The organism is Pseudomonas protegens CHA0, from assembly GCF_000397205.1.
Lineage (GTDB): Bacteria > Pseudomonadota > Gammaproteobacteria > Pseudomonadales > Pseudomonadaceae > Aquipseudomonas > Aquipseudomonas protegens.
This window is the reverse complement of the sequence record NC_021237.1, coordinates 6,551,705-6,574,093: the sequence shown is the minus strand read 5'-3', so window position 1 is coordinate 6,574,093 and position 22,389 is coordinate 6,551,705. Positions and strand designations below refer to the sequence as shown.

The window sequence follows — 22,389 nt, the reverse complement described above, 5'->3', positions numbered from 1 at the left end:
GTGGCCAGCCCTGAATACGTGATTCAACTGGCGTAACGTGGTTGTAGCCGTTGGGGCGGCCATGGCGTCCAGCGGGTGCCGCTCCCTGGCCCCACGCGTTTTGCGCAAGTATTTTTGTCTGTTCCACCTGCCCGAGAGTTTTTTGTGGCCCATCCCGCTCAACGTCGCTGGTATCCCCTGGTCTTTGCCGTAGCGGCCCTGGTCCTTTTGCCGCTGAGCGTGCTGCTATTGTCCTGGCAGGCCGTCGACCAGCAGATCTGGTCCCACCTGTGGGACACGCAAATGCCGCGGCTGTTGGGCAATACCCTGACCCTGGTGCTTGGGGTGGGCGTTGGCGTCACGCTGCTGGGCGTGAGCCTGGCCTGGCTCACCAGTCTCTGCGAGTTTCCCGGACGGCGCTGGCTGGACTGGGCCTTGATGCTGCCCTTTGCGATCCCGGCCTATGTGCTGGCTTTCGTCTTTGTCGGCCTGCTGGATTTTTCCGGGCCGGTGCAAAGCCTGCTGCGGGAATGGTTCGGCAGCGGCCTGCGACTGCCGCGGGTACGTTCCACCGGTGGGGTGATCCTGGTGCTGGTGCTGGTGTTCTATCCCTATGTCTACCTGCTGGCGCGCAACGCCTTCCTGGCCCAGGGCAAGGGGTTGATGGAGGCAGCGCGGGTCCTCGGGCAATCGCCCTGGCAGGCGTTCTGGCGGGTGGCGCTGCCCATGGCGCGGCCGGCCATCGGCGCCGGGGTGGCCCTGGCGCTGATGGAAACCCTGGCGGATTTCGGTGCGGTGTCGGTGTTCAACTTCGATACCTTCACCACCGCTATCTACAAGACCTGGTACGGCTTCTTCAGCCTTTCCAGCGCCGCCCAGCTGGCCAGCCTGCTGCTGCTGGCGGTGATGCTGGTGCTGTACGGCGAGCGCCGCGCCCGTGGCGCCAGCCGTACCGGTAACGAGCGGCCCCGGGGCAAGGCGCTGTACCACTTGCGCGGGCTCAAGGCGTTGGCGGCCACGGGCTGGTGCCTGCTGGTATTCGCCTGTGCCTTCGTGATTCCGCTGCTGCAGTTGCTGGCGTGGTTCTGGCAGCGCGGGCGCTTCGACCTGGATGAGCGGTATGCCGGCTTGATCATCCACACCCTGTACCTGGGCGGCATGGCGGCGCTGATCACTGTCAGTGTGGCTCTGCTCCTGGCCTTTGCCCGACGCCTGGCGCCGACCCGGGGCATCCGCGCCGGGGTCAGCCTGGCCAACCTGGGCTACGCCTTGCCCGGCTCGGTACTGGCGGTATCGATCATGCTGGCCTTCAGTTACCTGGATCGCGAGCTGGTGATCCCGCTGTCCGGCTGGTTGGGCGGGGCCGGCAAGCCGCTGCTGCTGGGCAGCCTGTCCGCCTTGTTGCTGGCCTATCTGGTGCGTTTTATCGCCGTGGCCTACGGGCCGCTGGAAAACAGCCTGGAGCGGATCCGCCCGTCGCTCCCCGAAGCGGCGCGCAGCCTGGGGGTCGCTGGCCCGCGACTGTTTTTCAAAGTGTATCTGCCGTTGTTGCTGCCCGGGACCTTGAGTGCCGCCTTGCTGGTGTTCGTCGATGTGCTCAAGGAAATGCCCGCCACCTTGCTGATGCGCCCGTTTGGCTGGGACACGCTGGCGGTGCGGATCTTCGAGATGACCAGTGAAGGGGAGTGGGCCCGGGCCTCGCTGCCGGCACTGACCCTGGTGCTGGTGGGCCTGCTGCCGGTGATTGGCCTGATCCGCCGCTCGGCCCATCGAATCGGTTAGGTGCCAGCCTTGCACCTTGCAGCTACAATGCGCGGCATTCGGTGCGGCCTGTTGTTTGGCCGGGACGCTGAAATCGGCTGAAAGCCATCTATTTCAAGGCTTTCACACCAACAGCGCCAGTCCGCACCCTCGCCACGCCCGGAAGGAGAAACCCATGGGACAGCGTACGCCTCTGTATGACCTGCATCTCGCCCTCGGCGCGAAAATGGTCGATTTTGGCGGTTGGGATATGCCCTTGCATTACGGCTCGCAGGTCGAGGAGCACCATCAGGTGCGACGTGATTGCGGTGTGTTCGATGTATCCCACATGACCGTGATCGATGTCAGCGGTACCCAGGCCAAGGCCTGGCTCCAGCGGTTGCTGGCCAATGATGTCGAACGCCTGCACAACCCCGGCCAGGCTCTGTACAGCACCATGCTCAATGAACGGGGCGGCATCGTTGACGACATGATCGTCTATCGCCTCGAAGACGCTTATCGCCTGGCGCTCAATGCCGCCACCCGTGATCAGGACCTGGCCTGGATGCAGGCGCAGCTGGGGGATTTCCAGGTGCAGCTGCACGAGCGCCCGGAGCTGGCGATGCTGGCGATCCAGGGCCCTCAGGCGCGGCACAAGATTGCCGAGCTGGTAACCCAGTCCCGCGGCACCCTGATCCAGCAGCTCAAGCCATTCGAAGCCGGCTTTGACGGCGACTGGTTCATTGCCCGGACCGGCTACACAGGCGAGGACGGTCTGGAGATCGTCCTCCCTGCCGACCAGGCCCCGGCCTTCTTCAACGACCTGGTGGGGGCGGGGATCTCGCCCATCGGCCTGGGCGCCCGGGACACCCTGCGCCTGGAGGCCGGCATGAACCTCTATGGCCAGGACATCCATCAGGATGTCTCGCCCCTGGCGGCGAACATGGCCTGGAGCATTGCCTGGGAACCGGCGTCACGTCAGTTCATCGGTCGCAGTGCCCTGGAAGCCGAACGGGCGGCCGGGGTGAAGCAGAAACTGGTGGGCCTGGTGCTCGAAGAACGCGGGGTTTTACGCGCGCATCAGGTGGTTCGCATCGCCGATGTTGGCGAAGGTGAGATCACCAGTGGTAGTTTCTCCCCTACGCTGAGTAAATCGATCGCACTGGCGCGGGTGCCGATGGCCACCGCCGACCGTGCCGAAGTGGAAATCCGCGGCAAGTGGTACCCGGTCCGGGTGGTCAAACCGACCTTCGTGCGCCACGGCAAAACCCTGATCTAACTATTTCCAGCAGGCATTGCGCCGCTGACACTTCTTCTTGAGGACACAGAACATGAGCGATATCCCTGCCCACCTGCGTTTTGCCGACAGTCACGAATGGGCCCGCCTGGAAGCCGACGGCAGCGTGACCGTAGGTATTAGCGACCACGCTCAGGAAGCCCTGGGCGATGTGGTTTTCGTCGAGCTGACTGAAGTCGGCAACGTGTTTGGCGCAGGGGACCAGGCCGGTGTGGTGGAGTCGGTGAAAGCCGCTTCCGACATCTATGCGCCGGTGGCCGGTGAAGTGATTGCGGTCAACGAAGAGCTGAGCGCCAGCCCCGAGCTGCTCAACAGCGATCCGTACGGTGCCTGGATCTTCAAGCTCAAGCCAAGCAACCCGGGCGATCTGGACAAGCTGCTGGACGCCGCCGGCTACAAGGCCGCCATCGGCGAGTAAGCCGTTCTCGCCGGCACGTCCGCCCTGTTTGCGCAGGGCGGGCTTGCTGGCGAAGGCTCTTAAGCCTGCAACACCTCTTTCACCGCCGCCACCGCGCGTTCCACGTCAGCCTTGCTCATGGCGGTGAACATCGGCAACGAGACGATCAGCCGACCGACCCGTTCCGCTACCGGGAACATCCCCTCCTTGAAGCCGCGCTCGCGGTACAGGCTCAGCAAGTGAATCGGCGGGTAGTGATAGCCGATGCCAATCCCGCGTTCCTGCATCTGCTCCATGAAGGTGGCGCGGGCCGGCTTGCCATCCTTGCGCTCTGGCAGTACCAGCTGGAACAGGTGCCAGTTGCTGTTGGTGAAGTCCGCCGGCGGTAGCTGGGCGCCATAGCGGGCTTCGAAATCGCTGCCAAAGCATTCGAAGTAGTGCCGGGCCAACTCACGGCGATGGGTGGTGATCGCCTCGATATGGGCGAACTGCCCCAGGCCGATGGCGGCCGCCACGTCGGTCATGTTGAACTTGCCGCCAAGGACATCCACATCCAGGCCGTCGAAGCCGTTGCGGGTCACGCCTTGCAGGCGGTACTTCTCGGCCAGGCGCACCTCCTCTGGCGTGTTGAGCACCAGGCAGCCGCCCTCGGACGAGGTGACGTTCTTGTTGGCCTGGAAGCTGAAGGACACGAAGTCGCCACCGGCACCGATGCGCTGGCCGTTCCAGCTGGAGCCCAGGGCCTGGGCGGCATCTTCCACTACCCGCAGGCCGTGCTTGTTGGCCAGGGCGTAGAGGCGGCTCATGTCCACCGGCAGCCCGGCCAGGTACACCGGGATAATGGCCTTGGTGCGTGGGGTGATGGCGGCTTCGACCTGGGCCAGGTCGATATTGCGGGTGACCGGGTCGATATCGGCGAACACCGGCGTGGCCCCGACTTCGAGGATGACGTTGGCGGTGGCCACCCAGGAAATCGGCGTGGTGATGACTTCGTCACCGGCACCGATGCCGGCAATGCGCAAGGCGATCTCCATGGTGCAGGTGCCGGAGTTGAAGGTGCGTACCGTGCGCCCGCCGAAAAACTCCGAGAGCTGGGCTTCGAAGGCCTGGACCTTGGGGCCGCTGGTGATCCAGCCCGAACGCAGGACTTCGCCGACAGCGGCGATGGTGGGTTCATCGATGGTGGGTTTGGAGAACGGCAGGAAAGGCAGTTGGCTCATGACGATGGGACACCCGATAAGCGGACGATAGGGGCACAGGTTGCGATGCGCCGGGGCTGGCGCGTTGACGTCGAGCATGATGGTACCGATTGCCCCGGGACGCCAGAGCATCGACGCGGGAAATCGACTGCTATGCTGCTTGGCACCCTGTTGCAGCGACGCTGAGCGCCGTTTATCGGAGAGAGCCGGTCATGTCCCAGTTGCTATCTTTGAGCCAGTTACGCGAGCCCAACGCTTTTCTCAACCGGCACCTGGGGCCCGACGCCGAGGAGCAGCAAGCGATGCTCGCCAGCCTCGGGCTGGGCAGCCGGGCCGAACTGATCGAGCAGACGGTGCCGCCGGGAATCCGCTTCAACCGCGCACTGGACCTGCCGCCGGCCCTGGACGAAGCGGCCGCCCTGGCCAGGCTCAAGGGTTATGCCGGGCAGAACCAGGTCTGGACCAGCCTGATCGGCATGGGTTACCACGCCACCCTGACGCCGACGGTGATCCTGCGCAACGTGCTGGAGAACCCCGGCTGGTACACCGCCTATACCCCCTACCAGCCGGAAATCGCCCAGGGCCGGCTCGAAGCCTTGTTGAATTTCCAGCAGATGACCATCGACCTCACCGGCCTGGACCTGGCCAACGCCTCGTTGCTGGATGAAGCCACCGCCGCCGCCGAAGCCATGGCCCTGGCCAAGCGTGTGAGCAAGTCTTCGAGCAACCTGTTCTTTGTCGATGAACACTGCCACCCGCAAACCATTTCCGTGGTCCGCACCCGGGCCGAAGGCTTCGGTTTCGAGCTGGTGGTCGGCGGGGTCGACGAATTGTCCGGGCACCAGGTGTTCGGCGCGTTGCTGCAGTACCCGGACACCCATGGCGAGATCCGCGACCTGCGGCCGCTGATCGACCAGTTGCACGCCCAGCAGGCCCTGGCCTGTGTCGCGGCCGACCTGCTCAGCCTGTTGTTGCTGACCCCGCCGGGCGAACTGGGGGCCGACGTGGTGCTCGGTTCGTCCCAGCGCTTCGGCGTGCCCATGGGCTACGGCGGCCCCCATGCGGCGTTTTTCGCCTGCCGCGACGAGTACAAGCGCGCGATGCCCGGGCGCATCATCGGCGTGTCCAAGGATGCCCGCGGCCAGGTGGCCCTGCGCATGGCCTTGCAGACTCGCGAGCAGCATATCCGCCGCGAGAAGGCCAACTCGAACATCTGCACCGCCCAGGTGCTGCTGGCCAATATCGCTGGTTTCTACGCCGTCTATCACGGCCCGGCCGGGCTCAAGCGCATTGCCCAGCGGGTACACCGGCTGACCTGCATCCTCGCGGTCGGCCTGGAGCGCCACGGCATTGCCAGGGTCAATCGGCACTTCTTCGACACCCTGACCCTGGAGGTCGGCGGCAGCCAGACGGCGATCATCGAAAGCGCCAGGGCGCAGCAGATCAACCTGCGGATTCTCGGCCGTGGCCGGCTGGGGCTGAGCCTGGATGAAACCTGTGACGAAAGCACCGTGGCCCGTTTGTTCGACGTGTTCCTGGGTGCCGATCACGGGCTGAATGTCAGCAGCCTGGACGCCGAGGCGCTGGAGTCGGGGATTCCCGACCCGTTGCTGCGACGCACGCGCTACCTGACCCACCCGGTGTTCAGTGCCCATCACAGCGAAACCGAAATGTTGCGCTACCTCAAGCAGCTGGAGAACAAGGACCTGGCGCTCAACCAGTCGATGATTCCCCTGGGCTCCTGCACCATGAAGCTCAATGCCAGCAGCGAGATGATCCCCATCACCTGGCCGGAGTTCGCCAACCTGCATCCCTTCGCACCCCGGGAGCAGGCTGCCGGCTATGGCCTGCTGATCGCGGAGCTGGAGCGTTGGCTGTGCGCCATCACTGGTTTCGACGCCGTCTGCATGCAGCCCAACTCCGGGGCCCAGGGCGAGTACGCCGGGCTGCTGGCGATTCGTCGCTACCACGAGAGCCGCCGGCAAGGCGGCCGGCATGTCTGCCTGATCCCGGCGTCGGCCCACGGCACCAACCCGGCCTCGGCGCAGATGGCCGGGATGCAGGTGGTGATCGTCGAGTGCGACGAGGACGGCAACGTCGACCTGGAAGACTTGAAGGCCAAGGCCCAGGCGGCCGGCGAGCGCCTGTCGTGCCTGATGGCTACCTACCCTTCCACCCACGGCGTGTACGAAGAGGGCATCAGCCAGATCTGCGAAGTTATCCACAGCCACGGCGGCCAGGTGTACATGGACGGCGCCAACCTCAACGCCCAGGTAGGCCTGGCCCGGCCGGCGGACATTGGCGCCGATGTCTCGCACATGAACCTGCACAAGACTTTCTGCATTCCCCATGGCGGCGGTGGCCCGGGCATGGGACCGATTGGCGTGTGCGCGCACCTGGCGCCGTTTGTCGCCAACCACCCGGTGGTGCCCATCGACGGGCCGTTACCGGAGAACGGCGCCGTCAGCGCAGCGCCCTGGGGCAGTGCGAGTATCCTGCCCATCAGCTGGATGTACATCGCCCTGATGGGGCCGCAGCTGGCGGATGCCAGCGAGGTGGCGATCCTTGCGGCCAACTATCTGGCCGAGCAATTGAGCGGTGCCTTCCCGGTGCTCTACAGCGGCCGCAACGGCCGGGTGGCCCACGAATGCATCCTAGATCTGCGCCCGCTCAAGGCCCAGACCGGGATCAGCGAGGAAGACGTGGCCAAGCGCTTGATGGACTACGGCTTCCATGCCCCGACCATGTCCTTCCCGGTGCCGGGCACCCTGATGGTGGAGCCCACGGAAAGCGAATCCAAGGCCGAGCTCGACCGTTTTATCGAAGCCATGCTGAGCATCCGCGCCGAGATCGCCCAGGTGCAGGAGGGCAACTGGCCGGCCGAGGACAACCCGCTCAAGGGCGCTCCCCATACCCTGGCGGATATCACCGGAGTCTGGGAGCGCTCCTACAGTATCGAACAGGCGGTGCTGCCCACCGCCCATACCCGAGCCCACAAGTACTGGCCGGCGGTGAACCGGGTGGACAACGTCTATGGCGACCGCAACCTGTTCTGCGCCTGCGTGCCGCTGGCGGACTATCGCTGAACGGGCCTCAGTAGTGGTGGCGCGTCCGCGCCGGCTGGCTGCCATGGCTACTGGCACGGGCAGGTTGGGTTTCCAGGGGATAGAGGTGCAGCAACTCTTCCTCGATCACCTGGTTGCTCAGGCCCAGTTCCAGCTCCGGGCAGTCCAGGTCCAGCCAGTCACCGTGCTGCAACTGCAGGTCGCTCTCGCGCCGGCTGGCGCTGTGGAACACATAGTGGACCATGCCCGGTTGCAGGAACTGTTCGTGCTGTTCGAGGAAGGCCTGGGAGTATTTGCGAATAGCCCACCAGTTCTGCTGGTCGAGGCGATAGCTGCGCTGCGGCAACGGCGTGCCCTGGCGTTCGACCCGGACATTGAGTGACAGGCTGTTCTGCAGTTCGCCGAGGATCAGCGCCGGGGCGATGGCGCACTGGCGCAAACGCGATTGCGCGCAGGAACTGGCGTCCTGATGGCTCAGCAACGGGTCGTGAATGTCGTGGCCGAGGCTGAAGCCGACAAAGCGCAACTGGCCGAAGGGGTCCACCAGGTACACGCACACCACCCCGGGCTGGCTGGAAATGCTCTGGGCGTGGTACGGAATCATCAGCGGCTCGCCGTCGGTCTTCAGCAGGCTGCCATTGCCCTTGTAGAACCAGCCCTGGCGGGTGTGCGGAGTGTTCAGGGTGACTTCGCTGACCTGCACCAGCAGGTTGTCCCGAGGCTTGAGCGGTGGGCGCAACGGGCCTTGCTGGGGGCCGTCCGCGGGCAGTTGCGGGTGGGGCGCGAGGCTGCGCAGGTGTTCGCTCCAGCCCAGATGGCGACGGCTGCAGAACAGCAGGGTCTCGTACAGCCCGCCGTGTTCGGAATAGGCCCGCACGCTGCGGCCATTGTGAAAGTCGAACAGCCCGATGGCGCGCTGGTCCTTGTGGCAGACATCCAGCAACAGCAGGTAATCGTCCATGATTCTCTAGTCCTTCAGGGGCAAGGGGGCGGGGAGGATGGGCAGCGCTTCGCGCACGCGCGAACGGCGCGGTTCGAGGGCCTGTTCCTTGAGCAGGAATGACAGCAGCAAGCCGGCCAGGCTGCCGCTCAGGGCCACGTACAGGATCGATGGCAGGCCGAAATGGCTGGCGGCGAACCCGGCCACGGCCGGTGACAACCCGCCACCCAGGATCTCGCCGAACCCCACCACGATTCCGGTCGCCGCCGGCAGCAGGGCCGGGGTGACCGATTCGCTGGTCAAAGGGCCGACTGTCATGCAGATCAGGCTGAAGTTGAAGAACGACAGCAGGAACAGCAGCAGGAACAGCAGCCAGGGAAGGGGCGGGCTGACGATCAGCAGGCCCACCAGGGTGCTGCTGGTCATGAAGCACACCGACACCACCGGCTTGCGCCCGAGACGGTCGGACATGCCGGGGATGATCAATTGGCCGATGAAGCCGCCCACGCCGATGGCCGAGATGACGAAGGCCATGGACAGGGTTTCCAGGTGCATATGGTCGGTCAGGTAGCTGGGCAGCATGGCGCAGAGGACGAACTGGCAGGTGAGTATGCAGAACATGATCAGGATGTTCAGGCTCACGTTGCCGCTCTTGAAGGCCGCCAGCCAGGTGCCTGCGGTGCGGTCGGCCTGGGGCGCCGGCAGCGGTCGGTAGATTTTCCACAGGTAGCCGGCCAGCAGCAGGCCCGGCAGGGAAATGATGGCGAACACCGCACGCCACGAGCCAGTGATTTGCAGGAGGTATGCGGCGATCAGCGGCCCCAGGCACAGGCCGAGAATCGGGAACAGCGCCTGCTGGATACCCAGGTTCAGCCCGCGCCGGTCGGGGCGCGAGACTTCATTGGTGACAATGATGCTGGTGGGGGTGAAGGCACCCTCGCAGATGCCCATCAGCCCGCGCAGAATCACCAGCCCCAGCACGCCGGTGGCCAGCGCGGAAAAACCGGACAGTAGCGAAAGCACGGCAATCGAGGTCACCAGCACGCGGCGGGTGCCCAGGCGCTCGATCACGCTGCCCATGCCCAGGGCGGACAGCCCCCAGGTGAAGGCCAGCGCGGCGGACAGGTAGCCCAGGTCCTGATAGTCCAGTTGCAGGTCGTGCATGATCACCGGAAACAGCGGCAGGATGATGAAGCGATCCAGCCCCACCAGCCCGAAACTCAGTGACAGCAACAGCACCATGGATCTTTCGTAACGGCTGTTGGCAGCCGTGGTCGGCATTCCAGTGTTCATCGCTCAGCTTCCTTGTGAAACCATGAACCCGGCGCAAGCGCCGTGGGAGGCCACCCGACGTTGCCATGCAGCCCGGCAACGTCAGGTGGGACAGGCACAGGCAGTCACATCAGGCGGTCCACTCGCCCACCGCCATTTCCGCGGTGAACCCCGGGCCGAAGGCCGCCAGCAGGCCGATGTCGCCGCGATTGAGGTTGGAATCGAACTGCCGCTTGAGTACGTCGAACACCACCACGCTGGCAATGTTGCCGGCTTCCGACAGGCTGCTGCGCGATTGCGAGACCCGGTTGGATGCCAGGTCCAGGTGCATCACCAGCTCGTCGAGGATCTTGCGACCACCGGTGTGGAAGATGAAGAAGTCGTTGTGCGCACAGTTCTGTTCGAAACTCTCGTAGTTGAGCCGCTCCATGACCGGTGCCACGTCCTTGATGGAGTTCATCACCGCCTTGTCGAGGGTGAAGTGAAAGCCGGTGTCCTTCACGTCGTACTTGATGTAGTGCTCGCTCTTGGGCAGGAAGTACGACTCGGTCTTCTTGATCTTGAAGCCGCCGGCCTGGTCATCGGCGCGCAGCACGCAGGCGGATACCGCATCGCCGAACAGCGCCGCGGAGATGAAGGCGTGCAGCTTGGTGTCGTCCGGCTGGTAGCACAGCGAGGAGAACTCCAGGGACACGATCAGTACGTGGTTGCGGGCATCGAGCCGGGCGAAGTCGTTGGCGCGGTTGATGGCCGCGGCACCGGCCACGCAGCCCAGCTGGGCGATCGGCAACTGCACGGTGGAGGTTGGCAGGGCCAGGTCGTTGATCAGGTGCGCGGTCAGCGACGGCATCATGAAGCCGGTGCAGGAAGTGACGATCACCATGCGAATGTCGCTGATCTGCAGCCCGGCATTCTCGATGGCCTGGCGCGCCGCGGCCGACGACATCTGCCGGGCTTCACGCTCGTAGACGATGCTGCGGTGGGTGAAGCCGGTGTGCACTGCCAGTTCGTCGATCGGCAACACCAGGTGGCGCTCGTTGACTTCGGTGTTGGCGATCATGCGCTTGGCCAGGGCCATGCGTGGATGGTCGGCGTGCAGGTTTTCCAGGTGATCGACCATCTGTTGCTGGGTGATCTTGTGTTGCGGAAACATGACGTGTGGAAGGCAAAGTGTAGACATGATGGGTCCTTGGCTTTAAGTAAGCCAACAAGTTAAGGGGTGGGGATAGTCCCCGTTTATAGGCACAGGAATCTGTAGGCCCTAAAGGAAATCAGGGCCTTAAGGCAACTTCGGGGCGTGAAGTTGCCGTTGATGTAACTTTTAAGTTGGATTTTATTTTAATGGCTAACTTCAAGGTGCCTTATATAAAGGCACCTTGAATAACAACTTATATATCGAGTACGAACTTATAAGCGTATTGCCAGGCCAGGTTGCTTTCGCGCACATGCTTGCGGATCACCATGCGCACCGGCGCACCGACTTTCAGCTGTTGCTGATCGCACACATCGACGATTTCCGAAGCGATCACCAGGCCGTCGTCCAGGCGCACCATGGCCATGATGCGCGGCACGGTTTCGCCATAGCCCATGGCGGCCAGGATCGGGTTCTCGGCCGGGGCCATGACCTCGATCTTGCCACTGCGCGCGCAGCGATACGGCTTCACACTCAGGGAGTTGCAAGCGCCGCAGACGGTGCGCCGGGGGAAGAAGATTTCGTTGCATTCTTCGCACTGGCTGCCTTCGAGGCGGTACTTGCCGCCATGCTCGCGCCATTCGCGAAGCATGCTGGCGGTGGTCATTCTGTGGATCTGTTCTGGGTACATGGACATGGTCCGGGCTCCTTAGTCGTTCGAGAGGACAATCACTGAGTTGTGCGCCGCGTAACCGCCAAGGTTCTGCGACACGCCGATGCGCGCGCCCTTGACCTGGTTGTCGGATTCACCCCTCAGCTGCCGGAACAGCTCGGTGATGTGCAGGATGCCGTCGCAGCCGGAGGCATGGCCGCGGCCGATGTTGCCGCCGTCGGTATTGAGCGGCAGCTGGCCATCCAGGGCAATGCCGCCTTCGAGCACGAAGTCGCCGGCCTGGCCCTTGCCACAGATGCCCATGGATTCCATCTGGATCAGCCCTGCGCCGAGCAGGTCGTAGACCTGGGCCACGTCGATGTCCTTGGCGGTGATCCCGGCTTTCTTGTAGGCGATCTCCGCACAGGCGATGGAGTTGGCCGAAACCGCCATGCCCACATCCTTGGGCAGGCCCGGATGATGCAGGGTCGGGTTGTGAAAGCGCGTACCGAAATAGTGGGAGACCCCGGTATAGGCGCAACCGCGTACGAACACCGGTTTATCGGTGTACTTGTGGGCCAGGTGTTCGGCCACCAGGATCGCGCAGCCACTGGCTTCGCCCCAGGCCAGCATCGAGCCGCAGGCTTCGCTGTTCTTCAACACTTCCAGGGATGGAATCGGCTGGCCATAACGGGTGGCGGTGGGGGTGTTCTGTGCGTAGATGCGCATCTGCCGGCCGAAGGTGGCCAGTACGTCGGCCTCGCGACCGGCATAGCCGAACTTCTGGAAGTACTCGGCGGTGGCCAGGGCGAAGGCATCGGTGTGGGAAATGCCGAGGAAATAATCGTATTCACATTCAGTGCTGGAGCCGATGTATTCGGCGTAGTTGAAGTGATCGGTCATCTTCTCGAAGCCGCCGCACAGGACGATGTCGTACTCCCCGGACGCCACCATCTGGTGGCCCATCTGGAACGACACCGAGCTGCTGGTGCAGTTGGCGGTGCTCATGAAGGTCGGCGCCGGGCTGATGCCCAGGGCGTCGGAAATGGTCGGGCCCAGGCCGCCATATTCGGAAATGCCTTCACCGTGATAACCATAGGCCACGGCCTGGATTTCCCGGGGGTGCATCTTGGCGTCCTTGAGTGCCTTGTAGGCGGACTCGACGATCATTTCCTTGAACGTCTGCCGAACTCGTGAACTTCCGGGTTTCGGCGTATAGGCGGCCGAAACGATTGCAACACGACGTGCGCACATGTGCATGCTCCTTGCGTAGACAGGCGTAATCAGAGATAGGCGGTCAGGGCGTAGTCAGCCCGCAGGTACTTGAACTCGTACTTGATGGACGTGCCGTAGTCGACGTAGATCTTGGATTCCAGCAGTTCGCGCAGAGGCTTGTTGTGCTTCTGGTACTGCTCGATGGCGTCGGTGACGGTCAGGGCGATGGCGTCGCTGCCGGCGCCGAAACCGTAGGACACCAAAAGAATTTTCTGCCCCGGGCGTGCCTGGTCCAGTACGTTGATCAGGCCGAGCAGCGGGCTGGCCGATCCGGCATCGCCAACGTTGCCGGCATAGATGCCCGGTTCCACCTGCTTGGGGTTGAAGCCCAGGTGCTTGGCCAGGGAGTAGGGCGTGGACACCAGGTTTTGCTGGAACACCACATAGTCATAGTCGGCGGGGCTGGTGTGCAGCTTGGCCATCAGGCCTTCGGCGGCGCGGCGGGTCTGGTCTTCCAGGCCGATGCTGTTCTTGTCCGAGCCCAGGCCCATGCCCGAACGAATGTAGCGATCGCCCTGGGGGCGGATGTTGTCGGCGACATCGGCGGCGCAGGAGAAGCTGGCGTCGAATTCGGCGATGACATCCTGGCTGCCGATCAGCAGCGCAGCGGCTCCGGCCCCGGCATAGGATTCGGTCAGGTCGCCCGGCGCGGTGTTGCGGTTGATGGTGTCGGCGCCGATGGCCAGGGCGCTGCCCGTCATGCCGGAAGCCACCAGCGCCTGGCAGATCTGCAGGGCAGAAGTTCCGGACTTGCCGGCGAACTGCACGTCGGCGCAATAGGCGTCGTAGCCGCTGCCGAGCATTTCCAGGATGATCGAAGCCGAGGCCCGTGAGTCATAGGGATTGGTGCAGGTGCCCAGGTACAGGGCTTCGATCTGATGACCGGGGACTTTATCCAGGGCCCGTTGCGCCGCCAGCACCCCGAGGGTGATGACATCTTCATCCGGTTGCAGCACGGCTCTTTCCGTGACGCCGAGGTTTTCCTCCACCAGCTTGAGGTCGGTGTTTTTCCAGACGTTGATCACTTCCTGGACTTTCAGGCGGCATACCGGAATACCCGCGCCATAGCTGACAATACCTATCTTTTTCACGTTCATTTTCCTCTTGATTCCATTCTTTTCAGAAAACTGGGTCGTGCCTGCTCAGAAGCACCCTTGAAACATACGGAAAACAGTTTTGCTGCCTTTCTCCTGGCCACACCTGATGAAACCTGCAGGCCAGAGCGGTTTAACAGCAGACTCCAAATAGGGGAAAACCCACTCGAAAGCTGTTTTTATTCACCTCACTGTGCTATGATACGGAACGTTTCGTTTAGTAATAATTTCAGACGATCTAATCTCTTAAGGGAAAAGGGCCGAAGCCTCGAATTCGAGGAACTCCAAGTTACAAGGCCTGAGCTGCTCAACCCTTACGCGATATTTTAAAAACTAGATAGATCGGTGTAAGAAATTCATGATTCTTTCAAGAATGAAACGAAACGGACCGTTTCATTTCGATTCGAGGGAATCCTATACCCTGCGTTGCGTTTGTCAAGCGCCCTGCCTGGAGATTTTTTATTGTGGCTCGTACCCCCTCTCGCAGCTCCATCGGCTCTTTGCGAAGTCCCCATACTCATAAAGCCATTCTCACTTCCACCATCGAAATCCTTAAGGAATGCGGCTATTCCGGGCTCAGTATCGAGTCCGTCGCCCGTCGGGCGGGGGCCAGCAAGCCAACTATCTATCGCTGGTGGACGAACAAGGCGGCGTTGATCGCCGAGGTTTATGAAAACGAGAGCGAACAAGTCAGAAAGTTTCCTGATCTCGGCTCGTTCAAGGCAGATCTCGACTTTTTGCTGCGAAATCTCTGGAAAGTCTGGAGGGAGACTATTTGTGGCGAGGCCTTTCGCTGTGTGATCGCCGAAGCGCAACTGGATCCCGCAACCTTGACCCAGCTCAAGGATCAGTTCATGGAGCGCAGAAGGGAAATGCCGAAAAAACTGGTGGAAAATGCCATCAGCAACGGCGAGCTGCCCAAGGACACCAACCGTGAATTACTGCTGGATATGATCTTCGGCTTTTGCTGGTATCGGCTGTTGACTGAGCAACTGACGGTGGAACAGGACATCGAGGAGTTCACTTCTCTGCTGATCAACGGTGTTTGTCCTGGTACGCAACGTTGATCCTTTCGAGCCATTAAGCCCTGGAGTTTCTCGGGCTTAATGGCTGTTGTTTCAGGCCGCGGGGGTGCCGAACTCTCGATACAGGTCCGGCAGGAAGCTGGCCAGATGATTGAACTCGCACATGTCGTGCACCGCGAACTCGTAGGCCAGGGTCTCCAGTTCGGCCTCGCCAAAGCCATTTTCCTTCAGCAGCGATGCAGCCTTTTCTGCCCCTGGAAAGCGGGCCATCGACGGGTGCGCCCCGACCCAGTAACGGCTGGTCAGGTACATGCCGTCCGGTACTTCCTTGAACAGATGCACCATCAACGACACCGGCACCTCAGGATGATCCGCCAGGCTCATCAGGGCGCTGACACTGCCGTCGATCTTCGCTTCGCGATACAGATCGGTGTTCAGGCCCAGGCTGGCCGGCTGCTGGAAGTCGATATGCAGGTGCATCAGGCGATCACCGACATATTCCGATGCGCAGAAGGTGTTGCCATACAGCCGTTCCTCAAAACTCAGGGACTCATCGCACAGGCGTTGGTGGTGCACGCATGGGTTGCTGACATGGGCATAGGGGAACCACAGGGTGTAGCGCTCCGATTCCGCGGGGTGCCAGATGAACCACCACTTGAACATCTGCGCGGTGCAGCCGGGGAAGAACTTGCGGCTTTGCACGTAGGCCATCGGCCCCGGTAGCAGGGCGTAACCGGATTCCTCGCTGACGAAGTCCGGTTCGAGCAGGCGATTGATGTCCTCGATGCTCGGGGTCAGGGTGTCTTCCAGGGCCATGGGGCCTTGCTGAATCTTACGGACGGCGGACAGCGGCACGCGCATTTCCGACCGGAAATACTTGGCGTAGGGCTTGTTCCTGACCGCCGCCTGATTGCGTAGGAACAGCTTCTGCATGGGCAGTGAGAAGTAGGTGAAGGGAGTCATGTTGCGCGCTTCCATGCTGATATCCTTTGGCGTGAATTGACAGATAGCCGCCATTTCGCTGCAACCCTTGACGGAATTGAACGAGAAACTGGCGCTTTGTAGCTAAGCAGTCCATAAACAAAAGTCAAATTTGAATTTAACTTAGTGAGAGCGCCTATGGCCGTTTCCGCTTCCCCGCAGCCAACTGCGGCCCGTACGCCGCGTCAGGATGGCCAGGCTACCCGCCAACAGATCCTGGAGACGGCCGGCCAGCTTTTTGCTGAGCTGGGGTACGCCAACACCACCAGCAAGCAGATCTGCGAGAACTCCAGGGCCAACAACGCCTCGGTCAACTACCACTTCGAGAACAAGGACGGCCTGTATCGGGCGGTGCTGCGCGAGGCCCACGACCGCCTGGTGCGGATCGAGACCATGATCAGCCTGAGTGAAAGCCAGGGCAGCCCCGAGGACAAGCTGCGGGCGATCATCACCGTGCTCATCGAGGGGCTGGGCAACCAGCGTGAGGGCTGGGCGCTGAAAGTCCTGACCCGCGAACTGTTGTCACCCTCCGCGGTGCTGCCGGCGATCCTGGAGGAGCAGGCGTTTCCCAAGGCGAAGATCGTGCGCACCATCCTCGGCCAGATCATGGATCTATCGCCTGAGGACCCGGTTACCCTGCGCAGCGCCGTCAGCGTTTTTGCGCCCTGCCTGTTCCTGCTGATCGCCCATCAGCCGCTGGCGCGCAATGTATTGCCCGGCCTGGAGCTGGATCCACCGGCGTTGATCGAGCACATGATGAGTTATGCCCTGGCCGGCCTGGCTGCAGTGTCCCGCACACCTGGGGTCTAGCCGGCTGATCGGGCACACAAAAACGCCGACCCTGGGGTCGGCGTTTGCTGTCGGCCATCCCTGGGGCAACGGTTACTCCTGAGCGACAGCGTTCTTCGCCAGGATGGCGTTGGCCAGTTCCATGTCGGTGGCCTTGAGGCCGGGGTTGTCGGCGCGGACTTTCTGCATGGCGGCTTCCAGGTACGGGCCGCGAATGCTGCCATCGCTGGCAACGAAGCTGCCGGCGTCATCCTGGGCGGCGACGATCAACTTGTGGTCCTTGAAGGTCAGGTAGGTGGAGCCGGTGGTGGCCCCGGAGGAAATGACGTTACGCCAGAAGGTGTCGGCCATTGCCGAACCAACGGGAAGAGACAGCAGGGCAAGGGTGGCGACAGCAATTTTCAGACGCATGATGGGTGACTCCGAAAGGGGGTATCTGCATCGTTTGATTCTAGATAACCCCGCGGAGTTCCGTGACTCATCAGTCAAGGTTTTCGACCAACAGGATTGCGCCTTCCTGGCCCACCACCCGCACCCGGGCGCCCGCGGGGGCGTCGGCCCCCTTGGCGATCCACACGCCGTCGGCCACCTTGATCCGCCCGCGGCCGTCGACAATCGCCTGGTGCACCACAAAGGTCTTGCCGATCAGCTCCTGGCCCCGCAGGTTGAGGTTCGGCTGATCGCTGGGGCGTACCACGCTGCGCTGGCGGCGCCACCAGTACAGTGCGGTGAGCACCGACAGCAGGCCGAACAGGAGGAACTGCACCTCCCATGACAGGCCGGGAATGAGAAAGGTCAGGACCCCGACTGTGGCGGCTGCGAGGCCGATCCACAGCAGGTAGCCGCCGGCCCCGAATACTTCGAAGATCAGCAGGATGGTGCCAAGGGCCAGCCAGTCCCAGAACGATAGAGCTTGCACAAATGCCAACATGAAGCCTGCCTCAGACCTTCTTGCTGTCGAACGTGGCCTTGACGATCTCGCCGATGCCGCCCACGGCGCCGATGACCTGGCTGGCCTCCAGCGGCATCAGGATCACCTTGCTGTTGTTGGCCGACGCCAGTTTGCCCAGGGCATCGATGTATTTCTGCGCGACGAAGTAGTTGATCGCCTGGACGTTGCCGGTAGCAATCGCCTCGGACACCACTTGGGTCGCCCGGGCCTCGGCTTCGGCCTGGCGCTCCCGGGCTTCGGATTCGAGGAATGCCGCCTGGCGTTCGCCCTCGGCTTCAAGAATCTGTGCCTGCTTCTTGCCTTCTGCGGTAAGGATGGCGGCGGCCCGCAGGCCTTCGGCTTCGAGGATCTGCGCACGCTTGACCCGCTCGGCCTTCATCTGCCCGGACATGGCCGCCATCAGGTCGGCGGGTGGGCTGATGTCCTTGATTTCGATCCGGGTGATCTTGATCCCCCAGGGAGCGGTGGCCTCATCGACGGTTCGCAGGAGTTTCTCGTTGATGCCGTCACGTTGGCTGAGCATGGCGTCCAGTTCCATGGAACCGAGCACCGTACGGATATTGGTTTGCAGCAGGTTGCGGATGGCGTGCTCGAGGTTGTTGACCTCATAGGCGGCCTGGGCGGTGTTGACCACCTGGAAGAAACACACGGCGTCGATCTGCACCGTGGCGTTGTCGGCGGTAATGACTTCCTGGGGTGGGATATCCAGCACGCTTTCCATCACGTTGATCTTGCGCCCGATGCGATCCATCACCGGAATGATGATGTTCAGCCCCGGCTTCAGGGTGTTGGTGTAGCGGCCGAAGCGTTCCACGGTCCATTGGTAGCCCTGGGGCACGACCTTGAAACCCATGAAGACGATGGCCACGGCGAGGCCGACGAAAAGTAACAACACGCTTCCGATCTGCATAACATTCTCCTGCTCAGATGTGATCAAGGGGCACAGGGGGGCGAGTGTACGGCGGCGCCCGGTCGCGCGCAGAGATACCGTGGCCCTTGCATCATCAGGACACACATCACCGGCGTGCCCGTGGCCTCACAGTTGGAAGCGAGTGACCGAGGTCTGCAAGGTGGCCACGGAGTTTTCCATCTGCTCCACGGTCTGGGTCAGCTCACGCATGGCCTGGCTGTTGCGCCGGGCTACCAGGCTGATCATCTCCACCCGTTGCGCCACTTCGCTACTGGCCTTGGACTGCTCGCCGATGGTGAGGGAAATCTCCTCCACCATCACCGCCGAGCGCTGGGCGCCCTGGCGGATCTCATTGATCGAGGTGCCCGCTTGCTGGGCCATCTGGACCCCGTCGTTGACCCGGCTGACCCCGGTTTGCATGCTGTTCACGGCTTGTTCGGTGGTTTCCCGGATGCGTTCGATCATGCCGGTGATTTCCCGGGTGGACTGTGCGGTGCGGGCTGCCAGATTGCGCACTTCGTCAGCCACCACGGCGAACCCCCGGCCGGCTTCCCCGGCCCGGGCGGCTTCGATGGCGGCGTTCAGGGCCAGCAGGTTGGTCTGCTCGGCGATGCCGTTGATCACCTGGATGATCGAGTGGATTTCTTCCGAGGACTGGCCCAGGGCGGTGATGCTGCGGGAAGACTGGTTTACCGCCTCGGCAATATGGCTCATGCCGTCCACGACCCCGAGGATTACCTGGCCGCCGCTACCGGCCAGGGATTCGGACTGGGCGGCAATGCCCTGGGCATTGCGCGCGTGTTCGGCCACCTGGGCGATATTGCTGATCATCTGCTCCATGGCGGCGGCCATGTTGGTGGCGCCGTCGGCCTGCTCGCTGGCGCCGTCGGCAATGCTCAGCGACGTGTCGCTGAGGCTGTGGGAGCGGCCGCGCAACTCTTCGCTTTCATGGCGGATGGTGGTGATCATCTGCCGCAGGTTGTCTTGCATTTCTCCAAGGGCCTGTTGCAGTTGGCCGGCCTCGTCATGCCTGTCGACGCTGATGGGCGTGGTCAGGTTGCCCTGGGCAATGGCCCGGGCGGTGGCCACGGATTTTTCCAGGGGTTTGAGCACCCGGGTGAGCAGCTGCCGGGTCAACAGGGCCAGTGCCAGGGCGGCCAGCAGGCTGCCGCCGATCAGCCACCAGGCGGCCTGGCGGACCGCACTTTCACTGAGTTCGCGGGTTTGGGCGGTGCTGGCTTCGATCTGGCTGCTGAGGGCGGCGTTGCGGCTCTCCACTTCGCTGAAGCGCTGGGAGAACTCCGGCATTTGCAGGCGCGCGGCCTGTGGGTCCTTGAGGGCCTGCCCGGCGATGTTCTCGGCGGCGTGAATGTAGTTTTCCAGCACCGGCTGCAGTTCGGTGATGGCGTTGCGGATTTCCGGTGCCAGGGGCAACTTGGCGTTTTCCGCCAGGGCCTTGCGGAACCAGTCGCCGTGTTCGCGCAGGCTATTGCGGACCTCTTCGCCCGCGGCGGCATCGCCGGGCTGGCTGCTCAGGGCCTCCAGCACATCGGCCCGCAGGGCGTCGTGCATCATGTCGGCCTCCAGGTGGTTGCGCAGGGCGCTGGCGTTGAGCTCGTTGTCCACCAGTGCCCGCGCCAGGCGTGACTGGCCCCATAAACCCAGCCCGGCCACCAGGGCAATGGCCAGGAGGCTGACAACCCCGGTGGCGAGCATGTTTTGACGAATGTTCATACCGGGCTCCCTGCTTATCTCGGCGGTGACTCAAGCGTAGTCCAGCGCCTGGGGTTCGCCTCCTGTGCCGCTATGGGGGCTGGTTGCCGGGCGTGACCCGTAGCACTTCCTCAAGGCTGGTCAGACCTTGGGCAACCTTGTGCGCGGCAGCCAGGCGCAGGCTGCGCATGCCTTCCGCGCAGGCCTGGTGGTGCAGGCGGGCAAGATCCAGGTCGCGATGGATCAGGGCCTTGAGGGGGGAACCCAAGGGCATGATTTCGTAGACCCCGGTGCGCCCGTGGTAACCGGTACCCCGGCATTCGGCGCAGCCCACCGCGCGCTGGCCGCCGGCAGCGGGTGGCAGGTGCCGGGTTCCGGTCAGGCTTTCCCAGTCATCCGCCGTCAGCTCGGCGGGAACCTTGCAGTACGGGCAGAGGGTGCGCAGCAGGCGCTGGGCCATGACCCCGATCAGGGTGGCCTTGATCAGGTAATGGGGCACGCCCAGTTCCAGCAGCCGGCTGATGGCGCCGGGGGCGTCGTTGGTGTGCAGGGTAGACAGCACCAGGTGCCCGGTAAGTGCGGCCTGGATGGCCATTTCCGCAGTCTCAAGGTCACGGATCTCGCCGATCATGATGATGTCGGGGTCCTGGCGCATCAGTGCACGCACGCCGCTGGAAAAACTCAGGTCGATATTGTGCTGGACCTGCATCTGGTTGAACGCCGGTTCGATCATCTCGATCGGGTCCTCGATGGTGCACAGGTTGACCTCGGGGGTCGCGAGCTTCTTCAGGGTGGTGTAGAGGGTGCTGGTCTTGCCCGAGCCGGTGGGCCCGGTGACCAGGATGATGCCGTGGGCCTGGGTGGTCATGGCTTGCCAGCGGCTCAGGTCATCGGTGCCAAAGCCCAACTGGTCGAAATCCTTGAGCAGGACCTGGGGATCGAAGATGCGCATCACCAGCTTTTCACCGAACGCCGTGGGCAGGGTCGAGAGCCGCAACTCGATTTCGCTGCCGTCGGGGGTGCGCGTCTTGACCCTGCCATCCTGGGGCTTGCGCTTTTCCGCGACGTTCATGCGCCCCAGGCTCTTGAGGCGGCTGACGATGGCCAGGGTGACCTGGGGCGGGAACTGGTAGACGTTGTGCAATACGCCATCGATGCGAAAGCGCAGGGTGCCGTGCTCGCGGCGGGGTTCGATATGGATGTCGCTGGCCCTTTGCTGAAAGGCGTACTGGAACAGCCAGTCGACGATATTGACGATGTGCGCATCGTCGGCATCCGGCTCCTGGTCGCTGGCCCCCAGTTTCAGCAGTTGCTCGAAGTTGCCCAGGCCACTGGCTTTCTGTTCGCTGCTGGCGCCGCTGACCGACTTGGCCAGGCGATAGAACTCCAGGGTCAGGCGCTGGATGTCCAGCGGGCTGGCCACCACCCGTCGCACCGTGCGCTTGAGAACATGGGCCAGGTCTGCTTCCCAGGCACTGACGTAAGGTTGGGCGCTGGCCACGGTAACGCTCTGCCCATCCACGGCCACGGCAAGGATCTTGTGCCGCTGGGCGAAGGCGAAGGACATCAGCGGCGTGATGCTGGCCACGTCGATGCGCAGGGGGTCGATACGCAGGTAAGGCTGACCGGCTTGCCGGGCCAGCCAGGCCGTGAGGCTGTCCAGGTCCAGATGTGTGCCGAGTTGCTGCAGGTCGGGCAATTGCTGGCCGGCGATCACTTCCAGGGGATGCAGCAGGTTACCGGCTGCCTGATGCCGGACGCTCATGACCTGTTCGGCGGCATCCTGGCTGATGCGGCCCTGGGCCAGCAGTTCACGCAGCAGTTCGCTGAGGTCCAGCCAGCGGTCCTGGGGAAGGTGCGCGGCGCTCATGGGCGATTCCTTGGGGCTGTTGTCCAGATGTGGGTCTCTGACCACGAACAGCCAAGAATAGTCCCCGGGGCCTCAAGGGAATGCTTGCCAAGGGTTGCAGGGTTTTG

19 protein-coding genes and 1 pseudogene are annotated in these 22,389 nt (G+C 63.0%); 6 read left to right on the top strand and 14 right to left on the bottom strand.

Translation table 11 applies throughout. From position 1 onward, the window contains the following. The first annotated feature begins 144 nt into the window (after positions 1-144). The 3 genes from PFLCHA0_RS29515 (at position 145) to gcvH (ending at position 3,434) form a co-directional block, all read left to right on the top strand. A complete protein-coding gene (locus PFLCHA0_RS29515) occupies positions 145-1,761 on the top strand; it encodes an ABC transporter permease (RefSeq protein WP_019095408.1) in 1,617 nt (538 codons plus the stop codon). Positions 1,762-1,915: 154 nt separating this feature from the next. Then, a complete protein-coding gene (gcvT, locus tag PFLCHA0_RS29510) occupies positions 1,916-2,998 on the top strand; it encodes a glycine cleavage system aminomethyltransferase GcvT (RefSeq protein ID WP_011064136.1) in 1,083 nt (360 codons plus the stop codon). A gap of 52 nt (positions 2,999-3,050) precedes the next feature. Next, positions 3,051-3,434 (top strand): glycine cleavage system protein GcvH, encoded by a 384-nt coding sequence (gene gcvH / locus PFLCHA0_RS29505; protein ID WP_011064135.1) that lies wholly within the window; start codon positions 3,051-3,053, stop codon positions 3,432-3,434. Between the two features lie 59 nt (positions 3,435-3,493). Here gcvH and PFLCHA0_RS29500 read toward each other — a convergent pair whose 3' ends face one another. Then, positions 3,494-4,633, bottom strand: coding sequence for a DegT/DnrJ/EryC1/StrS family aminotransferase (locus tag PFLCHA0_RS29500; RefSeq protein WP_041752678.1), 1,140 nt, complete (start codon positions 4,631-4,633; stop codon positions 3,494-3,496). 191 nt (positions 4,634-4,824) lie between these two features. Here PFLCHA0_RS29500 and gcvP point away from each other — a divergent pair, with 191 nt between their 5' ends. After that, entirely contained in the window at positions 4,825-7,698 is a 2,874-nt protein-coding gene (gene gcvP, locus PFLCHA0_RS29495; protein ID WP_015637425.1) for an aminomethyl-transferring glycine dehydrogenase, read from the top strand. Positions 7,699-7,705: 7 nt separating this feature from the next. Here gcvP and PFLCHA0_RS29490 read toward each other — a convergent pair whose 3' ends face one another. From PFLCHA0_RS29490 to PFLCHA0_RS29465, 6 genes are all read right to left on the bottom strand, one after another. Next, positions 7,706-8,638, bottom strand: coding sequence for a PhlI (locus PFLCHA0_RS29490; protein ID WP_015637424.1), 933 nt, complete (start codon positions 8,636-8,638; stop codon positions 7,706-7,708). 6 nt (positions 8,639-8,644) lie between these two features. Then, a complete protein-coding gene (locus tag PFLCHA0_RS29485; RefSeq protein ID WP_015637423.1) occupies positions 8,645-9,910 on the bottom strand; it encodes an MFS transporter in 1,266 nt (421 codons plus the stop codon). A 109-nt stretch (positions 9,911-10,019) separates the two neighbouring features. Further along, positions 10,020-11,069, bottom strand: coding sequence for a type III polyketide synthase (locus tag PFLCHA0_RS29480; protein WP_011064130.1), 1,050 nt, complete (start codon positions 11,067-11,069; stop codon positions 10,020-10,022). Between the two features lie 208 nt (positions 11,070-11,277). Continuing rightward, complete coding sequence (locus PFLCHA0_RS29475) at positions 11,278-11,718, bottom strand: Zn-ribbon domain-containing OB-fold protein (RefSeq protein ID WP_011064129.1); 441 nt, start codon at positions 11,716-11,718, stop codon at positions 11,278-11,280. A 12-nt stretch (positions 11,719-11,730) separates the two neighbouring features. After that, complete coding sequence (locus tag PFLCHA0_RS29470) at positions 11,731-12,927, bottom strand: thiolase family protein (protein WP_011064128.1); 1,197 nt, start codon at positions 12,925-12,927, stop codon at positions 11,731-11,733. A 29-nt stretch (positions 12,928-12,956) separates the two neighbouring features. Continuing rightward, positions 12,957-14,045 carry a hydroxymethylglutaryl-CoA synthase gene (locus tag PFLCHA0_RS29465; RefSeq protein ID WP_015637422.1) on the bottom strand — a complete coding sequence of 363 codons (1,089 nt, stop codon included), beginning with the start codon at positions 14,043-14,045 and terminating at the stop codon, positions 12,957-12,959. 461 nt (positions 14,046-14,506) lie between these two features. On the opposite strand from PFLCHA0_RS29465, the gene PFLCHA0_RS29460 reads away from it, so the two are divergent. After that, on the top strand, positions 14,507-15,109 hold the full coding sequence (locus tag PFLCHA0_RS29460; RefSeq protein WP_011064126.1) for a TetR/AcrR family transcriptional regulator: 603 nt from the start codon (positions 14,507-14,509) through the stop codon (positions 15,107-15,109). A 51-nt stretch (positions 15,110-15,160) separates the two neighbouring features. On the opposite strand, the gene phlG is transcribed toward PFLCHA0_RS29460, so the two are convergent. Beyond that, complete coding sequence (gene phlG / locus PFLCHA0_RS29455; RefSeq protein WP_019093573.1) at positions 15,161-16,045, bottom strand: 2,4-diacetylphloroglucinol hydrolase; 885 nt, start codon at positions 16,043-16,045, stop codon at positions 15,161-15,163. A 141-nt stretch (positions 16,046-16,186) separates the two neighbouring features. Here phlG and PFLCHA0_RS29450 point away from each other — a divergent pair, with 141 nt between their 5' ends. Beyond that, positions 16,187-16,858 (top strand): TetR/AcrR family transcriptional regulator, encoded by a 672-nt coding sequence (locus PFLCHA0_RS29450; protein ID WP_011064124.1) that lies wholly within the window; start codon positions 16,187-16,189, stop codon positions 16,856-16,858. A 72-nt stretch (positions 16,859-16,930) separates the two neighbouring features. Here the strand turns inward: PFLCHA0_RS29450 and PFLCHA0_RS29445 are convergent, their stop codons facing one another. The 6 genes and pseudogenes from PFLCHA0_RS29445 to PFLCHA0_RS29425 all read right to left on the bottom strand — a co-directional run bounded on the left by PFLCHA0_RS29445 (position 16,931) and on the right by PFLCHA0_RS29425 (position 22,282). Continuing rightward, positions 16,931-17,248, bottom strand: coding sequence for a DUF2388 domain-containing protein (locus PFLCHA0_RS29445; protein WP_011064123.1), 318 nt, complete (start codon positions 17,246-17,248; stop codon positions 16,931-16,933). Between the two features lie 70 nt (positions 17,249-17,318). Beyond that, a complete protein-coding gene (locus tag PFLCHA0_RS29440) occupies positions 17,319-17,768 on the bottom strand; it encodes an NfeD family protein (RefSeq protein WP_015637420.1) in 450 nt (149 codons plus the stop codon). Between the two features lie 10 nt (positions 17,769-17,778). Beyond that, positions 17,779-18,699: an SPFH domain-containing protein gene (locus tag PFLCHA0_RS29435; RefSeq protein ID WP_011064121.1), complete on the bottom strand. Its 921-nt coding sequence runs from the start codon at positions 18,697-18,699 to the stop codon at positions 17,779-17,781. 126 nt (positions 18,700-18,825) lie between these two features. Further along, positions 18,826-19,539 (bottom strand): methyl-accepting chemotaxis protein, encoded by a 714-nt coding sequence (locus PFLCHA0_RS32490; protein ID WP_370059455.1) that lies wholly within the window; start codon positions 19,537-19,539, stop codon positions 18,826-18,828. A gap of 141 nt (positions 19,540-19,680) precedes the next feature. Further along, positions 19,681-20,007 (bottom strand): annotated as a pseudogene (locus tag PFLCHA0_RS32485) (HAMP domain-containing protein); the annotation flags it as partial. A gap of 496 nt (positions 20,008-20,503) precedes the next feature. Further along, positions 20,504-22,282 (bottom strand): GspE/PulE family protein, encoded by a 1,779-nt coding sequence (locus tag PFLCHA0_RS29425; RefSeq protein ID WP_015637419.1) that lies wholly within the window; start codon positions 22,280-22,282, stop codon positions 20,504-20,506. Positions 22,283-22,389: the final 107 nt, after the last annotated feature.

Coding starts and splice junctions, on each gene's coding strand:
- PFLCHA0_RS29490 (WP_015637424.1), bottom strand. CDS start 8,638: ATGGACGATTACCTGCTGTTGCTGGATGTCTGCCACAAGGACCAGCGC.
- PFLCHA0_RS29485 (WP_015637423.1), bottom strand. CDS start 9,910: ATGAACACTGGAATGCCGACCACGGCTGCCAACAGCCGTTACGAAAGA.
- PFLCHA0_RS29445 (WP_011064123.1), bottom strand. CDS start 17,248: ATGCGTCTGAAAATTGCTGTCGCCACCCTTGCCCTGCTGTCTCTTCCC.
- gcvH (WP_011064135.1), top strand. CDS start 3,051: ATGAGCGATATCCCTGCCCACCTGCGTTTTGCCGACAGTCACGAATGG.
- gcvP (WP_015637425.1), top strand. CDS start 4,825: ATGTCCCAGTTGCTATCTTTGAGCCAGTTACGCGAGCCCAACGCTTTT.
- PFLCHA0_RS29435 (WP_011064121.1), bottom strand. CDS start 18,699: ATGCAGATCGGAAGCGTGTTGTTACTTTTCGTCGGCCTCGCCGTGGCC.
- PFLCHA0_RS29470 (WP_011064128.1), bottom strand. CDS start 12,927: ATGTGCGCACGTCGTGTTGCAATCGTTTCGGCCGCCTATACGCCGAAA.
- gcvT (WP_011064136.1), top strand. CDS start 1,916: ATGGGACAGCGTACGCCTCTGTATGACCTGCATCTCGCCCTCGGCGCG.
- PFLCHA0_RS29465 (WP_015637422.1), bottom strand. CDS start 14,045: ATGAACGTGAAAAAGATAGGTATTGTCAGCTATGGCGCGGGTATTCCG.
- PFLCHA0_RS29475 (WP_011064129.1), bottom strand. CDS start 11,718: ATGTCCATGTACCCAGAACAGATCCACAGAATGACCACCGCCAGCATG.
- PFLCHA0_RS29440 (WP_015637420.1), bottom strand. CDS start 17,768: ATGTTGGCATTTGTGCAAGCTCTATCGTTCTGGGACTGGCTGGCCCTT.
- PFLCHA0_RS32490 (WP_370059455.1), bottom strand. CDS start 19,539: ATGGAGCAGATGATCAGCAATATCGCCCAGGTGGCCGAACACGCGCGC.
- PFLCHA0_RS29450 (WP_011064124.1), top strand. CDS start 16,187: ATGGCCGTTTCCGCTTCCCCGCAGCCAACTGCGGCCCGTACGCCGCGT.
- phlG (WP_019093573.1), bottom strand. CDS start 16,045: ATGGAAGCGCGCAACATGACTCCCTTCACCTACTTCTCACTGCCCATG.
- PFLCHA0_RS29480 (WP_011064130.1), bottom strand. CDS start 11,069: ATGTCTACACTTTGCCTTCCACACGTCATGTTTCCGCAACACAAGATC.
- PFLCHA0_RS29425 (WP_015637419.1), bottom strand. CDS start 22,282: ATGAGCGCCGCGCACCTTCCCCAGGACCGCTGGCTGGACCTCAGCGAA.
- PFLCHA0_RS29500 (WP_041752678.1), bottom strand. CDS start 4,633: ATGAGCCAACTGCCTTTCCTGCCGTTCTCCAAACCCACCATCGATGAA.